Origin of the sequence: Streptococcus mitis (assembly GCF_902159415.1) — a bacterium.
GTDB classification, from domain to species: Bacteria; Bacillota; Bacilli; order Lactobacillales; family Streptococcaceae; genus Streptococcus; species Streptococcus mitis_BG.
Window position 1 is genome coordinate 543,159 of record NZ_CABGJU010000001.1, and the last position, 24,339, is coordinate 567,497.

The window sequence follows — 24,339 nt, forward strand, 5'->3', positions numbered from 1 at the left end:
AAGCAAGCTAAACTGTCAAATAACACTGTATTTCCAATGGTTTTTTAAGTTATAAAATTTTAAGAGAAAACCTTCCTTGGTTTATAGAGATTTTCACGCTTCTCTAATATAGCAAGTAGTTTCTCACCTTCAAAGGCTGCGACTTCTTTCTCGCTATGTTCTAACTCAATAAAGCGACCAAAACGCACTTCTTCTGCTTGTTCCGGAGTAAGATAAACCTTAACTAAATCCCCTGTCCCAATCTCAATCGGATGTAGAAAATCGAGTTGTCCAGCCTCTACTTTTTCTGAAATTTCTTCTAAAGTTAGGGCGTCCTCCAGTTGCAAACCTGCAGCACTGGTGCGTGTTAACTGAGACATATGAGCCGCATAACCAAGTTTCTCTCCAAGGTCAACAGACAAAGTACGGATATAAGTCCCTTTACTGCATTTTACGCGAAAGGTAAATCTGGCAAGTCTATCCTCATAAGAAATGGGACTCGTTCTTTCAAAACTATAAATCGTTACCTGACGCTCTGGACGCTCAACTTCCTGGCCAGCACGCGCATACTCATAAAGCTTGCGACCATTGACCTTGACAGCGGAGTACATGGGCGGAACCTGTGTGATAGGTCCAGTCAGAGAGGCTATTGCTTCATCAACAACTTTTTCATCCAAGGGTGACAAAACAGGTGACTCTGCAACGATTTCCCCACTGGCATCCTCGGTTGTCGTGGAATAACCTAGGGTAATTTCGCCCTCATAGACCTTACCCTCATCTTGCATAAACTCTACCATGCGTGTCGCCTTACCAACAGCAATTGGTAAAACACCCACTACATCTGGATCTAAGGTGCCACCATGACCAATCTTCTTGGTTCCCAAAATCTTACGCAATTTAAAAACCGCATCATGCGAGGTCATCCCTGCTTCTTTTTTTAAGTTGATAATACCGTTCATTCATTAACTTTCTAAAAATACTAAAACCCTATTTTGGAAATTCTTATTCTGCTCATAAAGTGCATGCCCACATTCTGGTAAAATGGTGAGTTGGCTATCTTTGATATGTTGATGCAATTCAAGCGAAGCTTCAACGCCTAGAACATTATCTTTTTCTGCTCCAATAATGAGTGTAGGACAGTTGATCTTTTCCAAAACAGCCAGACTATCATGTTTTAAACAAGATACAGCCTGAATAGAAATACGTTGTTTATCTTTAATGCGACCAAAAATTCCCATTATTCGATAAAGGTATTTGAATTTTCCGAAGGATTTAGTTGTGTAAGAGTGACTAGCAATATCAAACATTAATTCCTTATAACTTTCTGTTTGGCTCAGGTCAAGCCAGCGACTAATCCGGTTCATGCCAATATCACTTAGTTTTGCAGTTGTAACAGCCAAAATCAAACTTTTAATCTTTTCTGGAAAATCTACAGCTAGCCATTGGGCAATCATTCCACCTTGTGAAATCCCCATAACATAGGCACTGGTAATATTCAATACCTCCATTGCTTCTGCTACATCTGCTGCCATATTTCGTGTTGTATAGTTTTCTGGCAACTCATTGATGCGACTAAAAACATAAACTTTATAAACCTTAGCAAATTCTCGGTAAGTTAAAGCTAGCATTTGAGCCATGCCCTTAACTGTCTGTAACCCATCCCCCAATCCTGGTATGATCACTAATGGCTGCTTACCTTTTCCAAATGTTACATAGTCCATGCACTTATTGTTAAAATATAAGGTTTTCCCTTTTGTTGAAGACATTACTTCGTTTTCCTTACTATTTTATCATATTTATTCATGTTGACTTTTTAAATACAGAGCAAAGCCAGCAGTCACTTTTTCAAATCCAACCGCCTGATAAAACTGATGTGCAGCATTTCGTTCAACAGCTAATCCACTATTTAGAGCCAGTGCATTAACTCCTTCTTCTACCGCTCGTTTTTTCAATTCATCGATTAGCCTACTTGCAATTCCTTGTCGTCTTGTTTCTTTTGCAACTGACAAAGCTAAAATACGATAGTAAGATCCATCTGCTTCAAAAAAGAAGAGCTTTGCATAACCTAGGAAACCTAAAATTTCTCCGTTTCTTTCAGCTAGAAGACAGCCATAATGTGGTTGAGAAAGAATCATTTCTAAACGTCCAGACAGCTTAGAAGCGGTCGTTGGATAGCCCAAGTCTTCGTATAAAGACAGTAGGGCTTCAGCATCTTTCATGGTTGCTTTTCGTATCTGCATAAGAGCCTCCTATTCCCCCTTCAAGGCATCAAACTTAGCCTTCATGGTTGGATTTTTACGTGTCAGTTTTTTGACTGAAACATCATCCAACTTGTTGTTTGCGAGGCGGAGTTGGTTTTCAGATGTGGTAAGGAATTTCTTGACCTCTTCCATGCGTCTGATGGCCTTGTCGATTTCATCAATGGCCTTGCTAAAGTTAACAGAAGCCGAATTGTAGTTTTTGGCAAAGGCAAGTTTGAATGCATCTAGGTCTTCCTCGAAGTGAGTGATATCAATATTTTGTTCACGGATTAGTGCTAGTTCCTGCTTGTATTTAAGAGAATTCAGTGCAGCATTGCGTAAGAGACCAATCAACTGGATAAAGAATTGAGGACGGACCACATACATCTTCTCATACTCGTGGCTAATATCTACAATTCCTGTGTTGAAGTAGTCGTTATCAGCTTCAAGCATAGATACCAAAACAGCATATTCACAGTTCTTTTCTCGTCGGTCCTTGTCCAATTCCTTATAAAAATCGGCATTCTTGTGCTTCTTCTCTGTCCCATCCGCTTCATTTTTCATCTCGAACATGATGGAAATGAATTCTAGCCCATTTTCATCAAAGTCACGGAAAATAAAGTCCCCTTTAGACCCACGATCAGAGACCTTGTTGTCCTTTTCGAAATAGGCACTAGGGAAGGCAAAGCTGCGAACCTTATTGAACTCACTCTCCGCATACTGCTCCAGACTTTCCCCAATAGCTTTGGTTGATTGTTGGGCCTTGAAATTCTTGTAAAATTCGACCTGCTCATTGGCCGCCTTAAGCTGGGCCTCATAGTTTTGTTTAACTGAAGTTAGAGAAAGCTCGTTTTCTTTTTCTTGTAAAAGGAGCTGATTTTTAACCTGATCCCGTTCTTTCTCTAGGTCAGATAAAGTCTTTTGTAGTTGGTTCTCATGCTCCAAGCGCAAGGTAGCTAATTGATTCTCCAGTGCTTGAACTTCTTTTTCTTTTTCTAGTAAACTTTGACTCGCACTTTGCTCTACTTCTTTCTTAGCTAATTCTTTTTCGGTGTCAAAGTTGTTAATTTGACTTTGAAGCTGGGCTATTTCTTGGTCTTTTTGAGCAAGTTTTGACTGTTGTTCATTTAAGGCTTTTTGCTCCACCAATGTCAACTCTTGCTCCAATCTCTCGTGCAATTCCTTATCAAACTCTGCTGTTCGTACCTGCGACAAGAGTTCTGCATACTGGCTTTCATTTACTGTAAAAACTTCCCCACAATTTGGACATTTTATTTCGTTCATGATTTTCCTCTGTATTTAACATTACTACATTCATTATAGCATGGATAAACAAAAAGAAAAAGTTGGAATCAATCCAACTTTTAATCTACGTATGTATCTTCGTTCTTGTTTAAGAAGGCGTAAGGCAATCCAATCAGAAGACCACCACCGATGAAGTTACCAATAAAGGTTACACCCCAGTGACGAAGAATATTTCCAATACCAAAGTTTGAAATAGAATCAGCAGCAACACTGAACTTAACAATAGCAAATGAGGCAAAGTTTGCGGCGATGTGTTCATTTGTTAAGAATACAAACATATAAATGGCTGAAAGAACCAACCAAAGTTTAGCTCCACCATCTTTAACTAAAACGAAAGAAAGAATGGCGATGTTTACAAAGACATTGGCCAAAATTGCTTCAAGCAATACTAGTTCATTAGAACGCCCTAACTTCATCTCCACGACTCCAGAAATAAAGCTATCATGTGTTAGATTAGCATAAGCCGCTGAATGAGCAAATCCCCAACCAGCGATAAGAGCTCCGATTAAGTTAAAGAAAGTACAATATAGAAGAATTTCAGCTGTTTTCCTCCAGCTAATTTTTTTCAAAAAACTACCAGCTGTCAAAAACATCATGTTTGATGTTACTAACTCAGCATTCAGAAACACGATATAGGCCAATCCCCAAGCGAAAACAAAGGGGAAAAGGAAGCGTCCACTACCAGGAACAATCTTATTAATCAAGTCAGCTCCAACTGCACCAGCTGCTGTACTGAACGTTAAGAAAGCACCCGCAAACATTGAACGAATTGCATATTTGAATTTACTTTTACTATAAAGACTTTCCTTTTTCTTACAAGCAAATTCAATTTTTGAAATAAATTCTGATGAGACCATATGAACTCCTAAAACTTTTATTTGTGAATATTATAACATAAAATCGATTTTATGAAAAGGGTTTCCAAAACCAATTCTATTATTTTTTAAAATATAATAAGCTAATATGAAAAATGAATCCTGATATTGTATTTTTGTGTTTGAGTTTTTAGATTCTTGACAAGTAAATCACTTTGTTTGGACTTGCCAAAGAAAAAGGCTAGAGATTTTCCGCTCTTTTCTTCGATAGACAAAAAATATCTAGCTCCGTTCAATTTAACACTTGGAAGAAATTTGATGTCTATACTTTTAATCTCGCTTAATGGGATCCTTCGATTTTTAAAAACGAATGCATTATGAATATAAAAATTTCCTTTAGAGATATGAAATGGGGCCCGAAAATCTCCACCACTTTCCTTAGAAATACTAAATCGACGCCATAAAACTAATAAAAGGACAAAACCTAAAAAGTAAATACTAAAGTTGAAAGCAGAGGATTCCAACATCTTTTTAAAACCATTCCAAAAATAATCGAACATTTATAGAATACCTTCTTTTTTCCTTTATTATACCACTTTTAATGAGCAACTATTTTATAGACAAAGAAAAAGACTGAACAAAGTTCAGCCCTTTTTACGAAAGGTTGATAAGATATCTTTATCTAGTCAAATCAATTCGTTGACCAATTTTTCCAATAATAATTGCTCCGACAATGAGTGATGCGAATTCTCCAATACCAGTTGTAAACCATGTAAAGAAGAATGGTGCATCTGCTACGATGTGCAATTCAGCAGCAATTGTTACCATTGAAATTGAAAATAGAATTGAAAAGAAGAAATGATCTTTACGAATCAATCCATTAAAAAGATAGTCTTTGCTGTATTTGCTAAACAACAAAACTCCTAAACTTAGAAATACAAGTGTCGAGCCTCCACCAACAGCGACATCAATAAGTCCGAAACTGAAGAAATTAGCAATCATACATCCAATCGTAACACCAATGATATACTTAGGATTGTAAAAAGCTAGGAAATTCATCATTTCAGAGATACGGAACTGGTAGGCACCATAACTGATAGCATTAAGCGGTGGCGTGATCGTTAAGACCACATAGATAGCGGCGACAATGGCAATATCTGCCATATCACGAACGGTAAGTTTTTTCATGTTTTCTCCTTTAGCGGCTATGCCGCGTGTAATATGCTTGGTGAAAGAAGCTAAGCACCAAGGGTTGATAAAAGTCAACTTTACAAGTATAGCACATTTATTAGCTTTGTGCTATACTAATCTTATGAAAACATATATAAAAAAATTTTTTGATAACGAGATTTTATCCTATTTATTTTTTGGAGTAGCGACTACCGTAGTATCAATATTTGTCCGCATCGTCATCTTTTATCTAACGCAACAAGAGTTAGTTGCGACTGCCTTGGGAAATATTGCTGGAATTCTATTTGCCTTTTTTACAAATGACACTTTTGTATTTAAGCAACAAAGAAAAAATTGGTTTAATCGATTGATTAAGTTTACCTCTGCAAGACTAATAACATTTTTATTAGATCTTCTACTAACTTTTATTTTTGTAACCAGCTTCCCACAGATTATTGGTTATTTTGTTGGAAATGATATTAATACAATTAATACAGTTGAAATCTTTATTGCACAGGTTACGATGGTTGTTCTCAACTACGTATTTAGTAAGCTTTTTGTATTTAAAAAGAAATAATCAGTTTTCTTGCAATTAATATAAATTTACGATATAATGAGAAGTGAAAAATTTCGAAAGGAAAAAGAAAATGTTAAAAGATCTTAAAGCATTTTTGCTCCGCGGTAATGTCGTAGACCTTGCTGTCGGTGTGATCATTGCCACTGCATTTGGTGCTATCGTAACTTCACTCGTTAACGATATCATCACTCCACTTCTATTGAACCCAGCTTTGAAAGCTGCGAAAGTTGATCGTATCGCTGAACTTTCATGGAATGGTGTTGCATACGGAAGTTTCTTGAGCGCTATTATCAACTTTGTTGTTGTAGGTACTGTTCTTTTCTTTGTTGTTAAAGGAATCGAAAAAGCTCAAAACCTTCGTAAGAAAGAGGAAGCTGCTGAAGAAGCTCCAGCAGGTCCAACTGAATTGGAAGTTCTTCAAGAAATCAAAGCACTTCTTGAAAAAAAATAAACATTTAAAAGGATTTAGATCTTATCTAAATCCTTTTTTTATTGTTAAATTTCGTCTTTCAGATGACTCTTGAGTTACACCATATTTTTTGATATAATGATGAGAGTTTCCACCCTTAGTGTAATGGATATCACGTAAGATTCCGGTTCTTGAGATGGGGGTTCGATTCCCTCAGGGTGGATTATAGATAAAATATTATTAATAATTGAAAAAGCAGTGTATTATCACTGCTTTTTTATTTATATCTATACCTGCTCCGATAGTTCTTCCCACTCCAGCATAGCTTCTTCCTGACGCTGACTAATCTTATCAAGTTCTGCTTGTAATTGCATGAGTTCATCGGCATCATTGCTAGTCAGCATTTGCTCAGAGATAGCTTGAGCTTGAGTTTCAAGTTCTTCGATTTCTGTCTCAAGATTTTCAATTTGTTTCATTAGCTTACGAAGCTCTTTTTGTGTCTCCTTCTGAACTTGGTAATCATTAAGAGAAGAACTTTCCTTCTCTTGATTGATAGTCTCTAATTCCACTTCTTTAGAAGTTGCTAACTCTGCTTTTTTATCAACATAATAGTCATAATCTCCCAGATAAAGGGTTGAACCATTTTCAGATAATTCCAGTACATGAGTGGCTACTCGATTAATAAAGTAACGGTCATGACTGACAAAGAGAAGAGTTCCGTCAAAGTCAATCAGGGCATTTTCCAGAACTTCCTTGCTATCAATGTCCAAGTGGTTGGTTGGCTCATCAAGTATTAGGAAGTTGTTGTTTTCCATAGACAACTTCGCCAGTAACAAGCGAGCTTTCTCTCCACCCGACAACATCCCTACAGATTTCTTAACATCGTCACCTGAGAAAAGAAAGGAACCTAGACGATTACGGATTTCAACTTCTGGTCTTAATTTAAAATCATTCCAGAGTTCGTCTAGAACACTATTACTTGGTGTTAGCTTACTTTGAGTTTGGTCATAGTAGCCAACCTCAACATTGACACCAAAACGCTTCTCTCCCTTGATAAAAGGAATCTGATTCACAATAGACTTGATAAAGGTTGTCTTCCCAATACCATTGGGACCGACAACTGCTACAGCATTCATCTTACGAAGGTCGAGATTGATTGGCTCTGATAGTATTTCCCCATCATAACCTATAGCAGCATTTTCAACCGCCAAAACGACATTTCCTGATACTTTATCAGAATGGAAGGTCATATTAGCCGATTTCTTACCAGCTTCAGGCTTGTCCAAACGCTCCATCTTTTCCAGTTGTTTGCGACGGGACTGGGCACGTTTGGTGGTCGAAGCTCGTACTAAATTACGATTAACAAAGTCTTCTAAGGCAACTATTTCTTTTTGCTGCTTTTCGTAATTTTTAGCTTCTGTTGCTAATTTTTGTTCTTTCTGCTCAACAAAAGAGGAGTAATTTCCCACATACCTATCTAGAGAATGCTTAGTTAAGTCCAAAGTGATGGTAGTCACTTTATCAAGGAAATAACGGTCATGACTGACGATAATGAGGGCACCGCTATAGTTTATCAGGTAGTTTTCTAACCAAGCAATAGTATCAATATCCAAGTGGTTAGTCGGCTCGTCCAAGACCAAGAGATTAGGCTTCTCAAGTAACATTTTTGCCAGAGCTAAACGTGTATTTTGCCCACCAGAAAGCTCAGCGATTCTCATCTGCCACATAGACTCGTCAAACTTGAAACCATTTAAAATAGAGCGAATATCAGCTTCGTATGTAAAACCTCCAGCCTGACGGAAATTCTCAGATAAGAGGTCATAATTAGACATCAAATTTTCTAAATCAGCACCTGTCTTTTCACCCATCTCAAGTTCTATTTGGCGAAGCTGTTTTTCTATGCTACGCAACTCATCAAAGACATGCAACATTTCGTCATAGATGGTATTTTCTGACTCAAATCGACTATCCTGTGCTAGATAAGAGAGAGAAATATCTTTTTTCTTATTTATCTCTCCACTGGTTGGTTCTTCTTCTCCAACCAATATTTTCAATAATGTAGACTTTCCTGCTCCATTTTTCCCAACGAGAGCGATACGATCTCTTTCATCTACTTGGAGATTGATATTTTCAAATAAAACTTCTCCTGCAAAAGAGCGTTCAATTTTATTAGCTTGTAAAATAATCATACAGTTAGTATAGCATGTTTCGATAAGCCGTTCAAGACTTGTGGTTTAGGTACATTTCATAACTTTTTCAGAAACTCATGCTAACGTTTTACTAAAACTTCAAATCGTGGTATAATTTAAGCGATTAGATTATATATTAAAGGAGATTTCCTATGACTTATCAAGAAAACTTCCAAAAATGGGCTGATTTTGCTTATCTACCAGATTACCTTCGTCGTGATTTGGAAAGCATGGATGAAAAAACTAAAGAAGATGCCTTCTACACAAATCTTGAATTCGGTACTGCGGGTATGCGCGGATTGATTGGTGCGGGTACAAACCGTATTAACATCTATGTGGTCCGCCAAGCAACTGAAGGTTTGGCTCGTTTGATCGAATCTAAAGGTGGAAATGAAAAAGAACGTGGTGTAGCCATCGCCTACGATAGCCGTCACTTCTCTCCAGAATTTGCCTTTGAATCAGCAGCAGTTCTTGCAAAACACGGTATTAAATCATATGTCTTTGAAAGTCTCCGTCCAACTCCAGAACTTTCATTTGCTGTTCGTCACCTCAACTGCTTTGCGGGTATCATGATTACTGCTAGCCACAACCCAGCTCCATTCAATGGATACAAGGTTTACGGTGAAGATGGTGGCCAAATGCCTCCACATGATGCAGACGCTTTAACAACTTACATCCGTTCGATTGAAAATCCATTTGCTGTTGAAGTTGCTGATGTTGAAGCTGAAAAAGTATCTGGTTTGATTGAAGTCATCGGTGAAGCTATTGATGCTGAATACCTTAAAGAAGTAAAAGATGTCAACATCAACCCTGCCTTGATTGAAGAATTTGGTAAAGACATGAAGATTGTCTATACTCCACTTCACGGTACAGGTGAAATGTTGGCTCGTCGTGCTCTTGCTCAAGCAGGATTTGATTCTGTACAAGTCGTGGAAGCTCAAGCAACTCCAGACCCAGACTTCTCAACGGTTAAATCGCCAAACCCAGAAAGTCAAGCAGCCTTTGCACTAGCTGAAGATCTTGGTCGCCAAGTAGGCGCTGATGTTCTTGTTGCAACTGACCCTGACGCAGACCGTGTCGGTGTTGAAGTCCTTCAAAAAGACGGTAGCTACCTTAACCTTTCAGGTAACCAAATCGGTGCTATCATGGCCAAGTACATCTTGGAGGCACACAAAAACGCTGGAACTCTTCCTGAAAATGCAGCCCTCTGCAAATCTATCGTTTCAACTGACTTAGTAACTAAGATTGCCGAAAGCTACGGCGCAACTATGTTCAACGTCTTGACTGGTTTCAAATTTATTGCTGAAAAAATTCAAGAATTCGAAGAAAAACACAATCACACTTACATGATGGGATTTGAAGAAAGCTTCGGTTACTTGATTAAGCCATTCGTACGTGATAAAGATGCCATCCAAGCAGTCCTTGTAGTTGCTGAACTTGCAGCTTACTACCGTTCACGTGGTTTAACACTTGCAGACGGTATCGAAGAAATCTACAAAGAGTATGGCTACTATGCTGAGAAGACAATCTCTGTTACTCTTTCCGGTGTTGACGGTGCTGAGCAAATCAAAGCCATTATGGCGAAATTCCGTGAAAATGGTCCAAAAGAATGGAACGCAACAGAAATCACAGTCGTAGAAGACTTTAAAGCACAAACATCAACTGCCGCTGATGGTACTGTAACAGCCTTGACGACTCCTCCAAGTGATGTCTTGAAATACACACTTGCTGATGGTTCATGGATTGCCGTTCGTCCTTCCGGTACTGAACCAAAAATCAAGTTCTACATTGCCGTTGTTGGAGAAAGCAACGAAGATTCACAAGCTAAGATTGCTAATATCGAAGCTGAAATCAATGCCTTTGTAAAATAAACAATTAAAGATGAGATAAAACAATCTCATCTTTTTTCGTATCAAAATACAGCAATTTTTCGTCCTTTATGGCATACTAGATTTATAAGAAAGCGAGGTAATCTCATGGAACAATTTTTAGCAGATATTAAAGATCTTGAAGTAACCACTGTTGCGCGTGCACAAGAAGCCATCGACAAAAAAGAAACAGCAACCTTCTTTATTGGACGCAAAACTTGCCCTTACTGCCGTAAATTTGCTGGCACTTTGGCTGGTGTGTTAGCTGAAACCAAAGCTCACATCTACTTCATCAACAGTGAAGAACCAAGTCAACTAGATGCATTGCAAGACTTTCGATCACGTTACGAAATCCCAACTGTACCAGGTTTTGTTCATGTTGAAAATGGTGAGATTAAGGTCCGTTGTGATTCTTCTATGTCATCTCAAGAAATCAAAGAATTTGCTGGGTTATAAAAACCACTCGATTGAGTGGTTTTTTTTTCTAATTTAATACTTGTTGAGTAATTCTTGGACCATTTTATGTAATTCTTCAATCCTTTCAGCCTGCTTCTCGACTAAATGTCTTTGCATAACCAATTCATTTTGTATTTCATCCAATTTGCATTCTTCATTTGAATTTTCTTTAACAAAAAAATTAGTTAAGGCGCTTGTCAGCATCCCTATCGTTCCTATACCCACTAGCATTAAGATTATTGCTAACCATTTCCCAAATATCGAACTTGGGACTATATCACCATATCCAACAGTTGTTACTGTAACAACTGCCCACCAAAGACTATCTGAAAAAGACTTCTCCTCTACAACTGATAAGATTGAGCTTCCAACAAATACAATAAATACATTGACATATAAGATATAAAGCAAGCCATTCGTTCGCAATAATTTACTAGCTTTTCTTTCTAATTTTCCACTTAAACCAATTATTCTTAATAACCTTGTAAGTTTAACTAATTTTGTCAATTTTGCTAAACGAAAAATACGTCCCAAACGGAAAACTGTAAAAATAGCATTTAATGGAAGAATTGCTAATAAATCAAAAACATTATCAATAAAGAAACGAAATTTATTTTTACTAGTAAAGAACCGCCATAGATAATCCACTATAAAAACTATCCAAATCATTAAATCAATAATATTGTATGGAGGATTATCCAAATCTATAACATCCATAAATCCAAAAATAACCAGCACCACAGAAATCAATGCCAATAATAATATGGTGGTGTCATAGTAATCTGCAAATGTCCAAGTCTTTTTCAATTTATATTTCTCCATTATAATTCTTATGAATTTATTATAACATAAATTAAAAATTTAATTTTTAGTAAAAAGAACACCTCTTGGTGTTCCTTTTTATATATCTGTTAGTGGTGTTGCAGTGTCTGGAGACGTATCGTAAACTTGAAAATCCACTCCTACTCCTAGATCTGCTTGAGCTAACTGATTGACCATGGTCATGTGGGCTAGTTCTTTAATATTATTCTCTTTAGACAAATGTCCTAGGTAAATCTTCTTGGTACGATTACCAAGTGTGCGAATCATGGCGTCTGCTCCATCTTCGTTAGAAAGATGGCCTAGGTCGGATAGGATTCGTTGTTTGAGTCGCCATGCGTAAGAACCTGCTCGAAGTATTTCTACATCATGGTTTGACTCAATTAGATAGCCATCGGCGTTTTCGACTATACCTGCCATACGGTCACTGACATATCCTGTATCCGTCAGCATGACAAAACTCTTATCATCCTTCATAAAGCGGTAAAACTGTGGAGCAACAGCATCATGGCTAACACCAAAACTTTCAATGTCAATATCACCAAAAGTCTTAGTTATTCCCATCTCAAAAATATGTTTTTGTGATGAATCCACTTTTCCTAGGTACTTACTATTTTCCATAGCTTGCCAAGTTTTTTCATTGGCGTAAAGATCCATACCATACTTACGAGCTAAAACTCCGACACCGTGGATATGATCTGCGTGTTCATGAGTTATCAGAATGGCATCCAAATCTTCAGGCTTCCGATTAATTTCACCTAAAAGACTCGTGATCTTTTTCCCAGATAAACCTGCATCAACTAAAATCTTCTTTTTGGGTGTTTCTAAGTAAAACGAATTTCCACTAGAACCCGATGCTAAAATACTATATTTAAATCCTTTTTCATTCATTCTAGTCTTCTAGTTCATCCTCCCAAATTTCATCTTTTACAGCATCCTTATCATAAGGAAGCACAATAGTAAAGGTTGAGCCTTTACCATATTCACTTTTGGCCCAGATAAATCCATTATGTTGCTTGATGATTTCCTTAGCAATGGCTAATCCTAAACCAGTTCCACCTTGAGCACGGCTTCTAGCACGATCCACACGATAGAAACGGTCAAAGATTTTAGGTAAATCTTGTTTTGGAATTCCCAATCCTTGATCGGATATAGAAAGAATCATTTGATCATCAGTTGTTTTCATAGAAACAGTGATTTTCCCACCGTCTGGGGAATACTTGATAGCATTGTTTAAAATATTATCAATCACCTGAGTCATCTTATCTGTATCGATCTCAATCCATACGGAGGTAATTGGATAATCTCTAATTAATTCATACTTCAGATTCTCATCTTGACTTTTGATTTTATCAAAACGATTCAGGATAAAGGTAATGAATGCAGTAAAATTAATTAATTCAACATCTAAGTTGCTAGTAGCATTATCAATACGCGATAGATGTAAGAGATCTGTTACCATTCGCATCATTCGATTGGTCTCGTCTAGTGAAACTTTAATAAAATCAGGCGCAACTGGTTCTGATAAAGCACCTTCATCCAAGGCCTCTAGATAAGATTTTACACTGGTCAAAGGAGTACGCAGTTCATGGCTAACATTCGATACGAAGAGCCTTCTCTCCCGTTCTTCCTTCTCTTGTTCAGTTGTATCGTGTAATACAGCAACAAGACCTGAAATAAAGCCAGATTCTCTACGAACAAGAGCAAAACGCACACGAAGACTTATGTATTCTCCATTCACATCCTGAGAATCTATCATCAATTCCGGACTTTGAGTAATTAAGTCCCTCAGCTCATACTCATCATCAATTCTAAGCAATTCTAAAATATTCTGATTCAGAGCCTCATCTCTCTCAACACCAAGTTGTCTTTTAGCCATATCATTAATCATAATGATCTGACCACGACGATTGGTTGCAAGGACTCCATCCGTCATGTAGGAGAGAATGCTATTCAATCTTTTACTCTCTTGCTCAAGATTTTCTTGAGTTAGCCGGATAACTTCAGATAGGTCATTAAGATTATTTGTAATATTAGTTATCTCTGAACTTCCTTGCATATCCAAAACTTGAGAATAATCTCCTGCAATCAAATCCTTGACTTTTTGGTTCAGTTGTTTAAGACGGATATTATCTCTTCGACTTTCTAGTAAAAGAAAGGTAACAAGCATGATAAATCCGATTAAAATGAGTCCAAAGACGAAATCTCTGGTTAAAAATGTCTGTCTAATTGTTTCAATCATTATTTCTCATGTAATATCCAACACCACGACGAGTTAAAATGTAATCTGGTCTACTTGGTGTGTCTTCGATTTTTTCACGCAAACGTCTAATGGTTACATCAACAGTACGAACATCGCCAAAATAATCATAACCCCAAACAGTTTCAAGCAGATGTTCACGAGTAATGACCTGTCCAATATGCGTCGCTAAGTGATATAAAAGTTCAAATTCACGGTGAGTCAACTCTAATTCTTCTCCATATTTTTTCGCAACATAAGCATCTGGAAGAATTTCTAAGTCACCAATTTGAATACTTTGTAGTTTTGCTTCTACTTCTTGGTTATCTACTGACAAGAGCTCTGTACGACGAAGTAAAGCTTTAACACGGGCCTGTAATTCACGGTTCGAAAACGGTTTGGTCACATAGTCATCAGCCCCAAGCTCTAGTCCAATAACCTTATCAAACTCACTGTCTTTTGCTGAAAGCATGATAATTGGCACACTACTTGTTTTACGAATCGTTTTGGCAACTTCAAGCCCATCAACCTCAGGTAACATTAAGTCCAAAATAATAATATCTGGTTTTTCAGCTTCAAATAAATCAATAGCTTCACGTCCATTAAAGGCAGTTACTACTTCGTAGCCTTCTTTGGTCATATTAAACTTAATAATATCCGAGATTGGTTTTTCATCATCTACAATCAATATTTTTTTCATTTTGTTCACCTTTTCCTTATCTCATTATACCAAAAAATCAAAAAGAAGACACGATACACTAATGTTATTGGTCTCTTTTTAAATACTCTTGCCAAATCTTTTGTTGTGGTTTAGCAATGGGATAATGTACAAACTCTTCTGGACTTAGCCAAAGAACTTCTCTATCGGAATAATCTACAGACTTTTCTACCTTTCCTGCTAGGATTTGAATGTGCCATTTACGATGGCTAAAAACATGTTTAACCTCTGCAAATTTGTAGTCATCCCAATCAACAACAAGATTGTAATCCTGTTCAAAACTCGCTTGCGGAGATGGTCCAAATTGTATGATTGGTTCAGATACTTGACTAAAAAGGTTCAGTTCGTCTTCCACTTTTGAAAATTCATCAACTTCTATCAAGGGAAAATGCCAAAAACCAGCTAATAGTTTTTCGCTCTCATTCTTTTCCAATAAGAATTGCCCTTTTTCATTTGATACCACTAATGCATTTAGATATATTGGAATTGGTTTTTTCTTTGGCGCTTTAATAGGATAGCGGTCCATAGTCCCGTGCTGATAAGCTGCGCTAAATTCCTTCACTGGACTATCTTGTGGTCTAGGATTGACAGGCGCTTCAATATCAGAACCTAAATCCATTAAAGCCTGGTTAAAATCTCCTGGACGATCTGGATCAATTAAGATTTCCATCATAGCTTGAAAAATTTTACGATTGCTGGGATTTCCTATATCGTGATTCACTTCAAATAAGCGAGCCAAAACACGCATGACATTCCCATCAACCGCAGGTTGGGGAAGATTAAAAGCAATACTCGAAATTGCACCTGCTGTATAGGGACCAATCCCCTTCAAACTTGAAATACCTTCGTAAGTTGATGGAAAATCTCCATTAAAATCATTCATAATCTGTTGAGCAGCTGCTTGCATATTACGAACACGCGAATAATATCCAAGACCTTCCCATGCCTTTAATAAGCGTTCTTCAGGTGCATTTGCCAAACTTCCTACAGTCGGAAACCATTCTAAAAAACGTTCGTAATATGGAATAACAGTATCAACTCTTGTCTGTTGTAACATAATTTCAGATACCCAAATATGGTATGGATTTTTACTTCTTCTCCAAGGTAAATCACGCTTATTTTCATCATACCATGCTAAAAGTTTTTGACGGAAAGAGAGAATTTTCTCCTCTTCCCACATGGTCACGCCGTATTTCTCCAAATCTAACATATATCTAGTATAGCATAACCTTAAGAGATACTCAAAAGCTAGTTAACCAAGCTATCTATTCATTTGGTTTTTTGATATAATATTTTTAACCTCATTCTCAAAGGAGATTATTATGCGCTATAATCAATTTAGCTACTTTCCTGTCTCAAATGAAGATGCTTTAAAAGAATTAACTGAACTTGGTTTTAGTCTTGACCCTACTAGTTCTGAAAAAGACCAGTTTGAGTCATTTGTTAGGACTTGTTTTTTTAATTACAAAAATACGGATTATCCACTTTCAATTTTAGCAGTGGATAAGAAAACAGACCTACTCACTTTCTTTAACTCTGAGATAGAGTTGACTGCTGAAATCTTCTACACTGTAGTTTTTCAATTACTTGGATTTAGCTATCTAACAGACTTCAAAGACGCTCTTGCTTTCCATAAAGAAACAGCATTTCCTATCGTCTATGGAGATTTGATTGATAATATCTATCGGCTTCTTAATACACGTACCAAAAAAGGAAATACTCTCATCGATCAATTGGTTAGTGATGGATTTATTCCTGAAGACAATCATTACCACTACTTCAATGGAAAGAGTCTAGCTACTTTCTCAACTTGCAATATTATTCGTGAGGTTGTTTATGTAGAAAGCCGTATTGATTCAGATAAGGATGGCTTACCTGACTTGGTCAAAGTTAACATTATTCGTCCAACTTTCTCAGGAAGAATCCCAACAGTTATGACAGCTAGTCCTTATCATCAGGGAACTAATGATAAAGCAAGTGACAAGGCTCTCTATAAAATGGAGGGGGAATTAGTAGTTAAAAAACCTCACAAGATTAGCTTGGAGGAGCCTACATTAGATTTGGTTGATCCTGTCGGTCAAGCTGAACTTGTTACTGAAGCAGAAGAAAAACTCACTCATATCAATAGCAGTTACACTTTAAACGACTACTTCCTTCCTAGAGGATTTGCTAATATTTATGTATCAGGACTTGGCACCAAGGATTCTCAAGGACTCATGCCTAATGGTGATTACCGACAAATCGAAGCCTATAAAAATGTCATTGATTGGCTCAATGGACGCTGTCGTGCTTTTACTGACCATAGTCGTGAGCGCCAAGTAAAGGCTGATTGGTCAAATGGCAAAGTTGTGACTACTGGTCTTTCTTACCTTGGTACAATGTCTAACGGTCTTGCGACTACTGCAGTTGATGGCTTAGAAGTCATCATTGCTGAAGCAGGAATTTCTTCTTGGTACAACTACTATCGTGAGAATGGACTTGTCACAAGTCCTGGAGGTTATCCAGGTGAGGATCTGGACTCACTCGATGAACTGACCTACTCACGTAATCTCTTAGCTGGTGACTATATTCGTGGGAACGATGCTCATAAAGCTTCCATAGAAGAACTTAAGAAAAATCTAGACCGCAAAACTGGTGATTACAATCAATTCTGGCATGAACGCAACTATCTGCTCAATGCCCACAAGGTCAAAGCCGAGGTAGTTTTTACACACGGTTCACAAGATTGGAATGTGAAACCACTTCATGTCTATCAAATGTTTAATGCACTTCCAAGTAGCATTAAGAAACACCTCTTCTATCATAATGGTGCCCATGTATACATCAACAACTGGCAGTCTGTAGACTTCCGTGAGTCCATGAATGCCCTTTTGACACAAAGATTATTAGGACAAAAAACAGAATATCAACTACCTCCAGTAATCTGGCAAGACAATACTGCTGAGCAAACCTGGTTGGCTCTTAAAGATTTTGGAAATCAAGTTGAACATAAAACTTTCACTTTAGGTACTGAAGAAGCTATCATTCAAAACCGATATCAAGATTCTGATTTTGAACGTTTTGGTAAAAGCTATCCAACATTTAATAATGAACTCTATCAAGGTAAGGTCAATCAACTTACTATCGACCTACCTGTAACAGAAAATATCCATCTTAATGGGCGTATCAAACTAAACCTCCGACTCAAATCAAGCACCAATAAAGGTTTGCTATCTGCTCAACTCCTTGAACTGGGGGAAAAGAAATATCTTCATCCTTATCCAGGAATCTTATCAGTACGTACTCTCGATAATGGTCGATATCATATGTTAGATAATCTCTTTGAGTTACCATATAGTCAAAGTGCTCAACGAGTAATCACTAAAGGATATCTCAATCTTCAAAATCGTGATGACTTATTGGATATTAAGGAAGTTACACCAAATGAATGGATGGAATTCCAACTTGAACTTCAACCAACAATTTATAAACTTCAACAAGGTGATACTCTACGGCTAGTTCTATATACAACAGACTTTGAAATTACAATTCGTGATAATTCTGACTATCAACTTACTGTCGATTTATCACAATCTTTAATGGAAGTACCAGTTCAATAAAACTGTAGTATTAGTCAATAAGCTGACCAACTTATGAATAAATGAAAACCCGTGATTTTTTATATCACGGGTTTCTAATTTATTCTGATTTATTACTTTTAGTTTCTTTCTTCATTCTCGCAAGTCTCAATGCTCTATTTGGATTGAGGCGATTAAAGAGTTCTTCTAATTTTTTTTCATTCCAGACGTCTGCTGCAGAAACAAAATTTCCATCAGCATCACGGAAAGATATAGGTTTATCTCCCATAATTTACTCCTAGTCCACGAATTCAAATTCAAACTTACCGATTCTAACTAGATCACCATCTTTGGCACCACGAGTACGAAGAGCCTCATCAACCCCCATTCCACGTAACTGACGTGCAAACTTCATAACAGATTCATCGCGATCAAAATTGGTCATATTAAAGAGTTTCATAAGCTTGTCACCAGAAAGTACCCAAGTAGCATCATCATCACGACTGATTTCAAAGGCTTTTTCTTCCTCATCAAAGCCATAGTATACTTCTTCTTCCATCTCTGACTCGTCATAAAGAAGGAATTCTGGAGTCTTATCAAGAAGCTCTGCTGTTGCATCTAGTAGAGGTGCTAGACCTTGCTTAGTCAAACCTGAAATTGGGAAAATGGGCGGTAAATCCTCAAACTCATTATAATTTGCAGCAAATTTTTTCTTGAATTCTTCTAGGTTCTCTTTGCTATCTGGCATATCCATCTTGTTAGCAACAATAATCTGTGGACGCTCCATCAAACGAAGATTATAAGATTCTAACTCTTTATTAATAGCTAAATAATCTTCATAAGGATCACGTCCTTCACTAGCAGACATATCGATAATGTGCAAGATAACGCGAGTACGCTCGATATGACGCAAGAACTGAGTTCCTAGGCCGACACCTTGACTAGCTCCCTCAATCAAACCAGGAAGATCAGCTACAGCAAATGAATCCCCTGATTGGGTACGAACCATTCCAAGGTTTGGTACGATTGTTGTAAAGTGGTAAGCACCGATTTTAGGTTTTGCAGATGTGATGACACTTAGTAAAGTTGATTTCCCAACAGAAGGGAAGCCAACTAAACCAACGTCTGCTAGTATTTTTAGTTCTAACTGTAATTCACGTTCCTGACCTGGTTCCCCGTTTTCAGAGATTTCAGGAGCAGGATTTTTAGGTGTTGCAAAACGAATATTTCCTCGACCGCCACGACCACCGTGAGCCACTATGAACTCTTGTCCGTTCTCTATCAAATCAGTAAGAACTTTCCCAGTCTCCGCATCACGAACGGTTGTCCCTTGAGGTACACGGACAATCAAATCCTCAGCGCCTCTACCATGCATTCCTTTTGTCATTCCTTTTTCACCTGATTGGGCCTTGAAATGACGATTGTAACGGAAGTCCATAAGGGTACGTAAACCTTCGTCTACAACGAAAACAACGTTACCACCACGTCCTCCATCACCGCCCCAAGGTCCTCCGTTAGGGACATATTTTTCACGACGAAAGGCAACCATGCCATCGCCACCATTACCAGCTTTGACCTTGATCTTAGCTGTATCTAAAAACATACTCATATTCTTTTCTCGCTTTAAAAAGGGCTGGGATAACCCAGGGACCACTATAGTCTATAAATCCTTATATAGCTTTTAGAATCTGCTCAATACACCTAATGCTGTGGCAAAGATTCCTGCTAAGGTAACAAACAACATGATCATAACAATAAAAAGTGTCAGTTTTTCAAAAAAAGTTTTTTTACGTTGACCGTTATCTCCGAATGCCATGTTTTCTCCTTTACTCTAATACTCTAATATTAATACTCATCAGATACAGGAGCGATTGCCCACAAGATCAAGTAAGCAATAAGTCCTGCACCATAACAGAAAGCCAAAACTCCCCAAATAACACGTACGATTGTAGGGTCAATATCAAAATAATTAGCTAAACCAGCGCATACACCACCGATTTTTTGATCTCTACCACTTCTCATAAATTTCTTTTTCATATTTTTATTTCCTTTCTTTGATTTGATTAATCATTTAAATATTTTCTTAAATTTCTTAATTGTTTTCTAGATGCCTTAAGCATACGCTTCGAACTTTTAACTGGCATGGTAACAGCCTGTTGCGGAATATAGAAGACTGTCTTTAAAATACGTTTTGTAACCGGTTCGTCAGCCCCTGTTTCTTTGGCAAAATTATTTGAAATAATGACGTCTAGATAAAATTCATGGACTCTTCTACCAAAATTCTCAGCAGAAATTTCATATAATTTTTCAGCCAAGTGTTTTTCATCCATTGACGGTGTAGCAAGTAAAGCCTCAAGAATCGCTCCTGCCAAGTCCCTTTCCTCATAATAAAGGGTTCCAAACATTTTATCATTGATGAGATTATCCAAATAAGGATTACCATGGGCAATAACAGGTGTCTTACTAGCTAAACTTTCCAGATAAGTCAATCCCTGAGTCTCACTTGTAGAAGCCGATATGAAGAAATCAGCTGCCTTATAATAGAGTGCCGTCTCATTTGGCGGAATCATACCTGTAAAGATAACAGAATCTTTAATTTTTAAATCTTCTGCTTGCTCCTTAAGATTATCTAAATAAGGTCCATCTCCAGCTACAACCAGTTTAACATTTGGTTCTTCTTTTAGGACATCTGGTAAAGCTTTAAGAACTGCTTGAATATTCTTCTCGTAAGAAACTCGAGAAAGACTTAGAAGCATCTTTTCATCTTCTTGGATACCCAGTTTATCCCGTAAGTCACTAATGTGTTCAGGACCAATCTCAGGGCGTTCAAATTTGGCAAGTTCAATTCCAGTAGGAATAACACGCTTTTCAACTTTTACCTTATAGTCAGATAATAGATCGCGTACGATTTCACTCGGACAAATGACTCCATCAACGTCATGCAAAAAACCTCGAACAAGATACTTGACCATACCTGGACGAATTAACATCCCCTTAGCAATATAGTGGACATAATCTTCATACTGCGTATGATAGGTATGAATGACTGGGATTTTCAGTTCTCGAGCAATCCAAATTCCCAATAAACCAAGAGAAAACTCAGTTTGGGTATGAATAATATCGAGTTTGTATTGTTTAGCAATTTCAAGAGCTTTCGTAAATCCACGGTAAGCGAAACGACGGTCTTTAAAGGCAAAGAAAGGAACACTAGGAATACGGATAATCTGCCAGTCTTCATAACGATTGACATCCTTATCGGTTGTCGTGAAGATAAAGACTGCATGCCCTTGCTTTTCAAGTTCTGTTTTTAAGGTTCGAATACTGGTTGCTACACCCGAAACCTGTGGGAAATAAGTATCTGTAAATAATCCAATTCGCATATACTACCTCATTTTTTTCCTAAAGCCGCTTGCTCCCGATAGAATTTTAGCCATATTTCAAGGAGATGCTCCTCTGAGTATTCTCTTGAAATAGCCTTGGCCTTTTCTTTTAACTCTTTCAAAGCTTCTGGATGCTCTCTATATTCCATAATAGCTTGTTTCATCTCTTCCACACCGGTGGTTGGTCTGTAATTGCCTTCTAGAATAACCTTATAAAGATCTAAGTCCCGAAGCATAATGGGAGCTTCACAACTCGCAGCTTCTAGAATAGTCATCGGAAAGAGCTCATTATAGCTAGGAAGTAAGAATAAATCTGCCAAAGCATACAGTTCTTTCATTCTTTCTGGCTCAACAATTCCAGGGAAAATCAGATTCTCTGGAGGATTATTCATGATTTTTTTATAGCGTTCATAACCATCTGTAATCCCACCAAATGAGAAGCCTCCCGCCCAAATAAAGGTGATGTTCGGTAGTTCCTCAGCAAGAGTGATGAAATCATCGATTCCCTTACGCTTCTGAACCTGCCCAGCTCCTACTACTACAAATTGATTTTCACTCAACCCCATATCTTGTCGAAGTTGACTTACTTTTTCTGCAGGAAGTGGGTGCCATTTTTCTTTGTTAACAAAGTTAGGAATATAGGTCACCTTTTCACGAGGAATACCAGCTGCAACCAAATCTTCGATAAAAGTAGGATTAACCACAACCAAGTGTTCCATACGGTCATAAAAAGAAAATACGTAGCGTTTAACAATCCCTTTTAAGAAGAACGGAATTTTCAAACTACCTTCTAAGGTGTCAGGCAAGAAGTGAACATAACCAATCCTACGACCTGAACGCTTCTTTTGAAAAGTTGACAGATAATAGGGAAGGTCGATTGTATGAAAATGAGTAACATCAGCTTCCACAGGAAGATTCTCCGTTACAATTAGTTGGTCTTTCGCATCACGTTTCAAAAGTTGCACAAGTTCACGGTAAGCTCCAGAAACTCCTTGTCCTGCTACCTTTTCACTCGAACTTAGCATGTTGATGCGTAATTTCTCTTTTTCCATACTATCCATTATATCATTTTATTGAAAGAAAATCAGCAAATTAAAAAAGAGATAGCATAAAAGCTAGGGAATTTCCTAACACTTATACTATTTCTTTTTTTTATATCATTCTATTTAATACCTAAAGCGATACGTGCATAGCGACTCATTTTTTCAACCGTCCAAGCTGGATACCAAACTAATTTTACTTCAACGTTAGTAACCTCTGGTACATCTGTCATAGCATCATAAATTTGATCGGTCAACAGGTCTGCTAATGGACATCCCATAGTCGTTAAGGTCATATCAATCTCAGTATCACCGGTATCACCATCAAATCGAATCTCATAAATCAGACCTAGGTTGACGATATCGATTCCTAATTCTGGGTCGATAACTTCTTCTAATGCAGATAAGATTTTCGTTTTGATAGTTTCAATTTGCTCTTCTGTATAAGCCATGTGTAATCCTCCAATTTTAATCTTCGATAAAGTCACGAAGCGGTTTGCTTCTACTTGGTTGGCGAAGTTTTCTCAAGGCCTTAGCCTCAATTTGACGGATACGCTCACGAGTGACATTGAAGACTTTACCCACATCTTCTAGAGTACGCATTTTACCATCATCAAGACCGAAACGAAGACGCAAAACATTTTCTTCACGGTCAGTCAAGGTGTCTAGCACTTCGTCCAACTGCTCACGCAAGACGATACGAGTGGTGTAGTCCACTGGATTTTCAATCACTTCGTCCTCGATAAAGTCACCAAGATGACTATCGTCCTCTTCACCAATAGGTGTTTCAAGAGAAACTGGTTCTTGCGCAATCTTTAAGATTTCACGAACCTTGTCAGGTGTCATATCCATACGTTCAGCAATTTGCTCAGGAGTAGGATCTTGTCCCAATTCTTGAAGAAGGTTACGCTGCTCACGAACAAGCTTGTTGATTGTTTCTACCATGTGAACTGGAATGCGGATGGTACGAGCTTGGTCAGCAATAGCACGTGTAATAGCCTGACGAATCCACCAAGTTGCATAAGTTGAGAATTTGAATCCTTTTGAATAGTCGAACTTATCAACAGCTTTCATCAAGCCCATATTTCCTTCTTGGATTAAGTCAAGGAATTGCATACCACGTCCAACATAGCGTTTTGCAATGGATACTACTAAACGAAGATTGGCTTCTGCTAAACGTTGTTTAGCTTCAACGTCTCCTGCTTCAACGGCTAAGGCCAATTCCTTTTCCTCTTCGTTAGTCAAAAGTGGAACTACCCCAATTTCTTTCAAGTACATGCGTACAGGGTCATTGACTTTGGCAGATGTTGAACCAATTAAGTCTTCATCGCTAAGTTCTGGTTCTTCCTCTGTACTTAAGACACGTTCACTTGGATTTCCTTCGTTATCCGTGATAGAAATCCCAGCATCTTGAATTCGTTGCAAAAGATTTTCAATACCATCTACGTCCAAGGCAAAAGGAATTACAAGGACATTATTAATTTCATCATCTGTAGCTGTACCCGTTTTTTTATGATTACGAATAAATTCTGCTACTTGGACATCAAAAGTGGTTACTTCTTTTTGTTTTTTTGCCAT

At 37.6% G+C, this 24,339-nt stretch carries 26 protein-coding genes, 1 tRNA gene and 1 riboswitch; of the genes, 6 read left to right on the plus strand and 21 right to left on the minus strand.

Going from position 1 to position 24,339, the window contains the following annotated elements:
- Nucleotides 1-59: 59 nt before the first annotated feature.
- The 7 genes from truB to FN031_RS02805 form a co-directional block, all read right to left on the minus strand.
- A complete protein-coding gene (gene truB / locus FN031_RS02775) occupies nt 60-938 on the minus strand; it encodes a tRNA pseudouridine(55) synthase TruB (protein ID WP_142557403.1) in 879 nt (292 codons plus the stop codon).
- A 3-nt stretch (nt 939-941) separates the two neighbouring features.
- Nucleotides 942-1,745, minus strand: coding sequence for an alpha/beta fold hydrolase (locus FN031_RS02780; RefSeq protein ID WP_142557405.1), 804 nt, complete (start codon nt 1,743-1,745; stop codon nt 942-944).
- 30 nt (nt 1,746-1,775) lie between these two features.
- Nucleotides 1,776-2,219: a GNAT family N-acetyltransferase gene (locus FN031_RS02785; protein WP_142557407.1), complete on the minus strand. Its 444-nt coding sequence runs from the start codon at nt 2,217-2,219 to the stop codon at nt 1,776-1,778.
- A gap of 9 nt (nt 2,220-2,228) precedes the next feature.
- Nucleotides 2,229-3,503 (minus strand): DUF2130 domain-containing protein, encoded by a 1,275-nt coding sequence (locus FN031_RS02790; RefSeq protein ID WP_142557409.1) that lies wholly within the window; start codon nt 3,501-3,503, stop codon nt 2,229-2,231.
- Nucleotides 3,504-3,583: 80 nt separating this feature from the next.
- Nucleotides 3,584-4,381 carry a formate/nitrite transporter family protein gene (locus FN031_RS02795; RefSeq protein WP_142557411.1) on the minus strand — a complete coding sequence of 266 codons (798 nt, stop codon included), beginning with the start codon at nt 4,379-4,381 and terminating at the stop codon, nt 3,584-3,586.
- 101 nt (nt 4,382-4,482) lie between these two features.
- Nucleotides 4,483-4,899: a hypothetical protein gene (locus FN031_RS09115; protein ID WP_142557413.1), complete on the minus strand. Its 417-nt coding sequence runs from the start codon at nt 4,897-4,899 to the stop codon at nt 4,483-4,485.
- Between the two features lie 118 nt (nt 4,900-5,017).
- A complete protein-coding gene (locus tag FN031_RS02805; RefSeq protein ID WP_142557415.1) occupies nt 5,018-5,527 on the minus strand; it encodes a QueT transporter family protein in 510 nt (169 codons plus the stop codon).
- Nucleotides 5,525-5,623: riboswitch (PreQ1 riboswitch) on the minus strand. (Overlaps the previous gene by 3 nt.)
- A gap of 28 nt (nt 5,624-5,651) precedes the next feature.
- Between FN031_RS02805 and FN031_RS02810 the strand changes: the two genes are divergently transcribed.
- The 3 genes from FN031_RS02810 to FN031_RS02820 all read left to right on the plus strand — a co-directional run bounded on the left by FN031_RS02810 (nt 5,652) and on the right by FN031_RS02820 (nt 6,718).
- The gene (locus tag FN031_RS02810) at nt 5,652-6,086 is read left to right on the plus strand and encodes a GtrA family protein (RefSeq protein ID WP_142557417.1); all 435 of its coding nucleotides are present in this window, start codon (nt 5,652-5,654) and stop codon (nt 6,084-6,086) included.
- A gap of 70 nt (nt 6,087-6,156) precedes the next feature.
- Nucleotides 6,157-6,537 carry a large conductance mechanosensitive channel protein MscL gene (mscL, locus tag FN031_RS02815; RefSeq protein WP_142557419.1) on the plus strand — a complete coding sequence of 127 codons (381 nt, stop codon included), beginning with the start codon at nt 6,157-6,159 and terminating at the stop codon, nt 6,535-6,537.
- A gap of 109 nt (nt 6,538-6,646) precedes the next feature.
- Nucleotides 6,647-6,718 (plus strand) — tRNA-Arg (locus FN031_RS02820).
- Nucleotides 6,719-6,782: 64 nt separating this feature from the next.
- Here the strand turns inward: FN031_RS02820 and FN031_RS02825 are convergent.
- A complete protein-coding gene (locus tag FN031_RS02825; protein ID WP_142557421.1) occupies nt 6,783-8,684 on the minus strand; it encodes an ABC-F family ATP-binding cassette domain-containing protein in 1,902 nt (633 codons plus the stop codon).
- Between the two features lie 152 nt (nt 8,685-8,836).
- Here FN031_RS02825 and FN031_RS02830 point away from each other — a divergent pair, with 152 nt between their 5' ends.
- Nucleotides 8,837-10,555 carry a phospho-sugar mutase gene (locus FN031_RS02830; protein WP_142557423.1) on the plus strand — a complete coding sequence of 573 codons (1,719 nt, stop codon included), beginning with the start codon at nt 8,837-8,839 and terminating at the stop codon, nt 10,553-10,555.
- A 105-nt stretch (nt 10,556-10,660) separates the two neighbouring features.
- Nucleotides 10,661-11,008 carry a thioredoxin domain-containing protein gene (locus FN031_RS02835; RefSeq protein WP_142557425.1) on the plus strand — a complete coding sequence of 116 codons (348 nt, stop codon included), beginning with the start codon at nt 10,661-10,663 and terminating at the stop codon, nt 11,006-11,008.
- A gap of 33 nt (nt 11,009-11,041) precedes the next feature.
- Here FN031_RS02835 and FN031_RS02840 read toward each other — a convergent pair whose 3' ends face one another.
- The 5 genes from FN031_RS02840 to mutY form a co-directional block, all read right to left on the minus strand.
- The gene (locus tag FN031_RS02840; protein ID WP_142558593.1) at nt 11,042-11,815 is read right to left on the minus strand and encodes a potassium channel family protein; all 774 of its coding nucleotides are present in this window, start codon (nt 11,813-11,815) and stop codon (nt 11,042-11,044) included.
- Between the two features lie 93 nt (nt 11,816-11,908).
- Nucleotides 11,909-12,718 (minus strand): MBL fold metallo-hydrolase, encoded by an 810-nt coding sequence (locus FN031_RS02845; protein WP_142557427.1) that lies wholly within the window; start codon nt 12,716-12,718, stop codon nt 11,909-11,911.
- A 1-nt stretch (nt 12,719) separates the two neighbouring features.
- A complete protein-coding gene (gene vicK, locus FN031_RS02850) occupies nt 12,720-14,069 on the minus strand; it encodes a cell wall metabolism sensor histidine kinase VicK (protein ID WP_142557429.1) in 1,350 nt (449 codons plus the stop codon).
- Nucleotides 14,062-14,766: a response regulator YycF gene (gene yycF, locus FN031_RS02855; RefSeq protein WP_142557431.1), complete on the minus strand. Its 705-nt coding sequence runs from the start codon at nt 14,764-14,766 to the stop codon at nt 14,062-14,064. Before yycF ends, vicK begins: the two co-directional genes overlap by 8 nt.
- A 64-nt stretch (nt 14,767-14,830) precedes the next feature.
- On the minus strand, nt 14,831-15,994 hold the full coding sequence (mutY, locus tag FN031_RS02860; RefSeq protein WP_142557433.1) for an A/G-specific adenine glycosylase: 1,164 nt from the start codon (nt 15,992-15,994) through the stop codon (nt 14,831-14,833).
- A 112-nt stretch (nt 15,995-16,106) separates the two neighbouring features.
- Here mutY and FN031_RS02865 point away from each other — a divergent pair, with 112 nt between their 5' ends.
- On the plus strand, nt 16,107-18,383 hold the full coding sequence (locus tag FN031_RS02865) for a Xaa-Pro dipeptidyl-peptidase (RefSeq protein WP_142557435.1): 2,277 nt from the start codon (nt 16,107-16,109) through the stop codon (nt 18,381-18,383).
- Nucleotides 18,384-18,462: 79 nt separating this feature from the next.
- Here the strand turns inward: FN031_RS02865 and FN031_RS02870 are convergent, their stop codons facing one another.
- From FN031_RS02870 to rpoD, 8 genes are all read right to left on the minus strand, one after another.
- Complete coding sequence (locus tag FN031_RS02870; RefSeq protein WP_142324054.1) at nt 18,463-18,630, minus strand: hypothetical protein; 168 nt, start codon at nt 18,628-18,630, stop codon at nt 18,463-18,465.
- A 9-nt stretch (nt 18,631-18,639) separates the two neighbouring features.
- A complete protein-coding gene (obgE, locus tag FN031_RS02875) occupies nt 18,640-19,950 on the minus strand; it encodes a GTPase ObgE (RefSeq protein WP_142557437.1) in 1,311 nt (436 codons plus the stop codon).
- 72 nt (nt 19,951-20,022) lie between these two features.
- Complete coding sequence (locus FN031_RS02880) at nt 20,023-20,157, minus strand: DUF4044 domain-containing protein (RefSeq protein ID WP_075567478.1); 135 nt, start codon at nt 20,155-20,157, stop codon at nt 20,023-20,025.
- 29 nt (nt 20,158-20,186) lie between these two features.
- Nucleotides 20,187-20,378, minus strand: coding sequence for a PspC domain-containing protein (locus FN031_RS02885; RefSeq protein WP_052689745.1), 192 nt, complete (start codon nt 20,376-20,378; stop codon nt 20,187-20,189).
- A gap of 26 nt (nt 20,379-20,404) precedes the next feature.
- Nucleotides 20,405-21,721, minus strand: coding sequence for a glycosyltransferase family 4 protein (locus FN031_RS02890; protein ID WP_142557439.1), 1,317 nt, complete (start codon nt 21,719-21,721; stop codon nt 20,405-20,407).
- Between the two features lie 8 nt (nt 21,722-21,729).
- Nucleotides 21,730-22,773 carry a glycosyltransferase family 4 protein gene (locus FN031_RS02895; protein WP_185928431.1) on the minus strand — a complete coding sequence of 348 codons (1,044 nt, stop codon included), beginning with the start codon at nt 22,771-22,773 and terminating at the stop codon, nt 21,730-21,732.
- 110 nt (nt 22,774-22,883) lie between these two features.
- The gene (locus FN031_RS02900; protein ID WP_004252676.1) at nt 22,884-23,213 is read right to left on the minus strand and encodes a metal-sulfur cluster assembly factor; all 330 of its coding nucleotides are present in this window, start codon (nt 23,211-23,213) and stop codon (nt 22,884-22,886) included.
- A gap of 16 nt (nt 23,214-23,229) precedes the next feature.
- Nucleotides 23,230-24,339 (minus strand): RNA polymerase sigma factor RpoD, encoded by a 1,110-nt coding sequence (gene rpoD, locus FN031_RS02905; RefSeq protein ID WP_142557441.1) that lies wholly within the window; start codon nt 24,337-24,339, stop codon nt 23,230-23,232.

Excerpts from the sequence above, each read along its gene's own strand:
- FN031_RS02790 (WP_142557409.1), bottom strand. The coding sequence starts at position 3,503 with ATGAACGAAATAAAATGTCCAAATTGTGGGGAAGTTTTTACAGTAAAT.
- FN031_RS02880 (WP_075567478.1), bottom strand. The coding sequence starts at position 20,157 with ATGGCATTCGGAGATAACGGTCAACGTAAAAAAACTTTTTTTGAAAAA.
- mutY (WP_142557433.1), bottom strand. The coding sequence starts at position 15,994 with ATGTTAGATTTGGAGAAATACGGCGTGACCATGTGGGAAGAGGAGAAA.
- FN031_RS09115 (WP_142557413.1), bottom strand. The coding sequence starts at position 4,899 with ATGTTCGATTATTTTTGGAATGGTTTTAAAAAGATGTTGGAATCCTCT.
- yycF (WP_142557431.1), bottom strand. The coding sequence starts at position 14,766 with ATGAAAAAAATATTGATTGTAGATGATGAAAAACCAATCTCGGATATT.
- obgE (WP_142557437.1), bottom strand. The coding sequence starts at position 19,950 with ATGAGTATGTTTTTAGATACAGCTAAGATCAAGGTCAAAGCTGGTAAT.
- FN031_RS02885 (WP_052689745.1), bottom strand. The coding sequence starts at position 20,378 with ATGAAAAAGAAATTTATGAGAAGTGGTAGAGATCAAAAAATCGGTGGT.
- FN031_RS02795 (WP_142557411.1), bottom strand. The coding sequence starts at position 4,381 with ATGGTCTCATCAGAATTTATTTCAAAAATTGAATTTGCTTGTAAGAAA.
- FN031_RS02805 (WP_142557415.1), bottom strand. The coding sequence starts at position 5,527 with ATGAAAAAACTTACCGTTCGTGATATGGCAGATATTGCCATTGTCGCC.
- FN031_RS02835 (WP_142557425.1), top strand. The coding sequence starts at position 10,661 with ATGGAACAATTTTTAGCAGATATTAAAGATCTTGAAGTAACCACTGTT.
- FN031_RS02785 (WP_142557407.1), bottom strand. The coding sequence starts at position 2,219 with ATGCAGATACGAAAAGCAACCATGAAAGATGCTGAAGCCCTACTGTCT.
- FN031_RS02870 (WP_142324054.1), bottom strand. The coding sequence starts at position 18,630 with ATGGGAGATAAACCTATATCTTTCCGTGATGCTGATGGAAATTTTGTT.
- FN031_RS02900 (WP_004252676.1), bottom strand. The coding sequence starts at position 23,213 with ATGGCTTATACAGAAGAGCAAATTGAAACTATCAAAACGAAAATCTTA.
- FN031_RS02895 (WP_185928431.1), bottom strand. The coding sequence starts at position 22,773 with ATGGAAAAAGAGAAATTACGCATCAACATGCTAAGTTCGAGTGAAAAG.
- mscL (WP_142557419.1), top strand. The coding sequence starts at position 6,157 with ATGTTAAAAGATCTTAAAGCATTTTTGCTCCGCGGTAATGTCGTAGAC.
- FN031_RS02865 (WP_142557435.1), top strand. The coding sequence starts at position 16,107 with ATGCGCTATAATCAATTTAGCTACTTTCCTGTCTCAAATGAAGATGCT.
- vicK (WP_142557429.1), bottom strand. The coding sequence starts at position 14,069 with ATGATTGAAACAATTAGACAGACATTTTTAACCAGAGATTTCGTCTTT.
- FN031_RS02830 (WP_142557423.1), top strand. The coding sequence starts at position 8,837 with ATGACTTATCAAGAAAACTTCCAAAAATGGGCTGATTTTGCTTATCTA.
- FN031_RS02780 (WP_142557405.1), bottom strand. The coding sequence starts at position 1,745 with ATGTCTTCAACAAAAGGGAAAACCTTATATTTTAACAATAAGTGCATG.
- FN031_RS02825 (WP_142557421.1), bottom strand. The coding sequence starts at position 8,684 with ATGATTATTTTACAAGCTAATAAAATTGAACGCTCTTTTGCAGGAGAA.
- rpoD (WP_142557441.1), bottom strand. The coding sequence starts at position 24,339 with ATGGCAAAAAAACAAAAAGAAGTAACCACTTTTGATGTCCAAGTAGCA.
- FN031_RS02890 (WP_142557439.1), bottom strand. The coding sequence starts at position 21,721 with ATGCGAATTGGATTATTTACAGATACTTATTTCCCACAGGTTTCGGGT.
- FN031_RS02810 (WP_142557417.1), top strand. The coding sequence starts at position 5,652 with ATGAAAACATATATAAAAAAATTTTTTGATAACGAGATTTTATCCTAT.
- truB (WP_142557403.1), bottom strand. The coding sequence starts at position 938 with ATGAACGGTATTATCAACTTAAAAAAAGAAGCAGGGATGACCTCGCAT.
- FN031_RS02845 (WP_142557427.1), bottom strand. The coding sequence starts at position 12,718 with ATGAATGAAAAAGGATTTAAATATAGTATTTTAGCATCGGGTTCTAGT.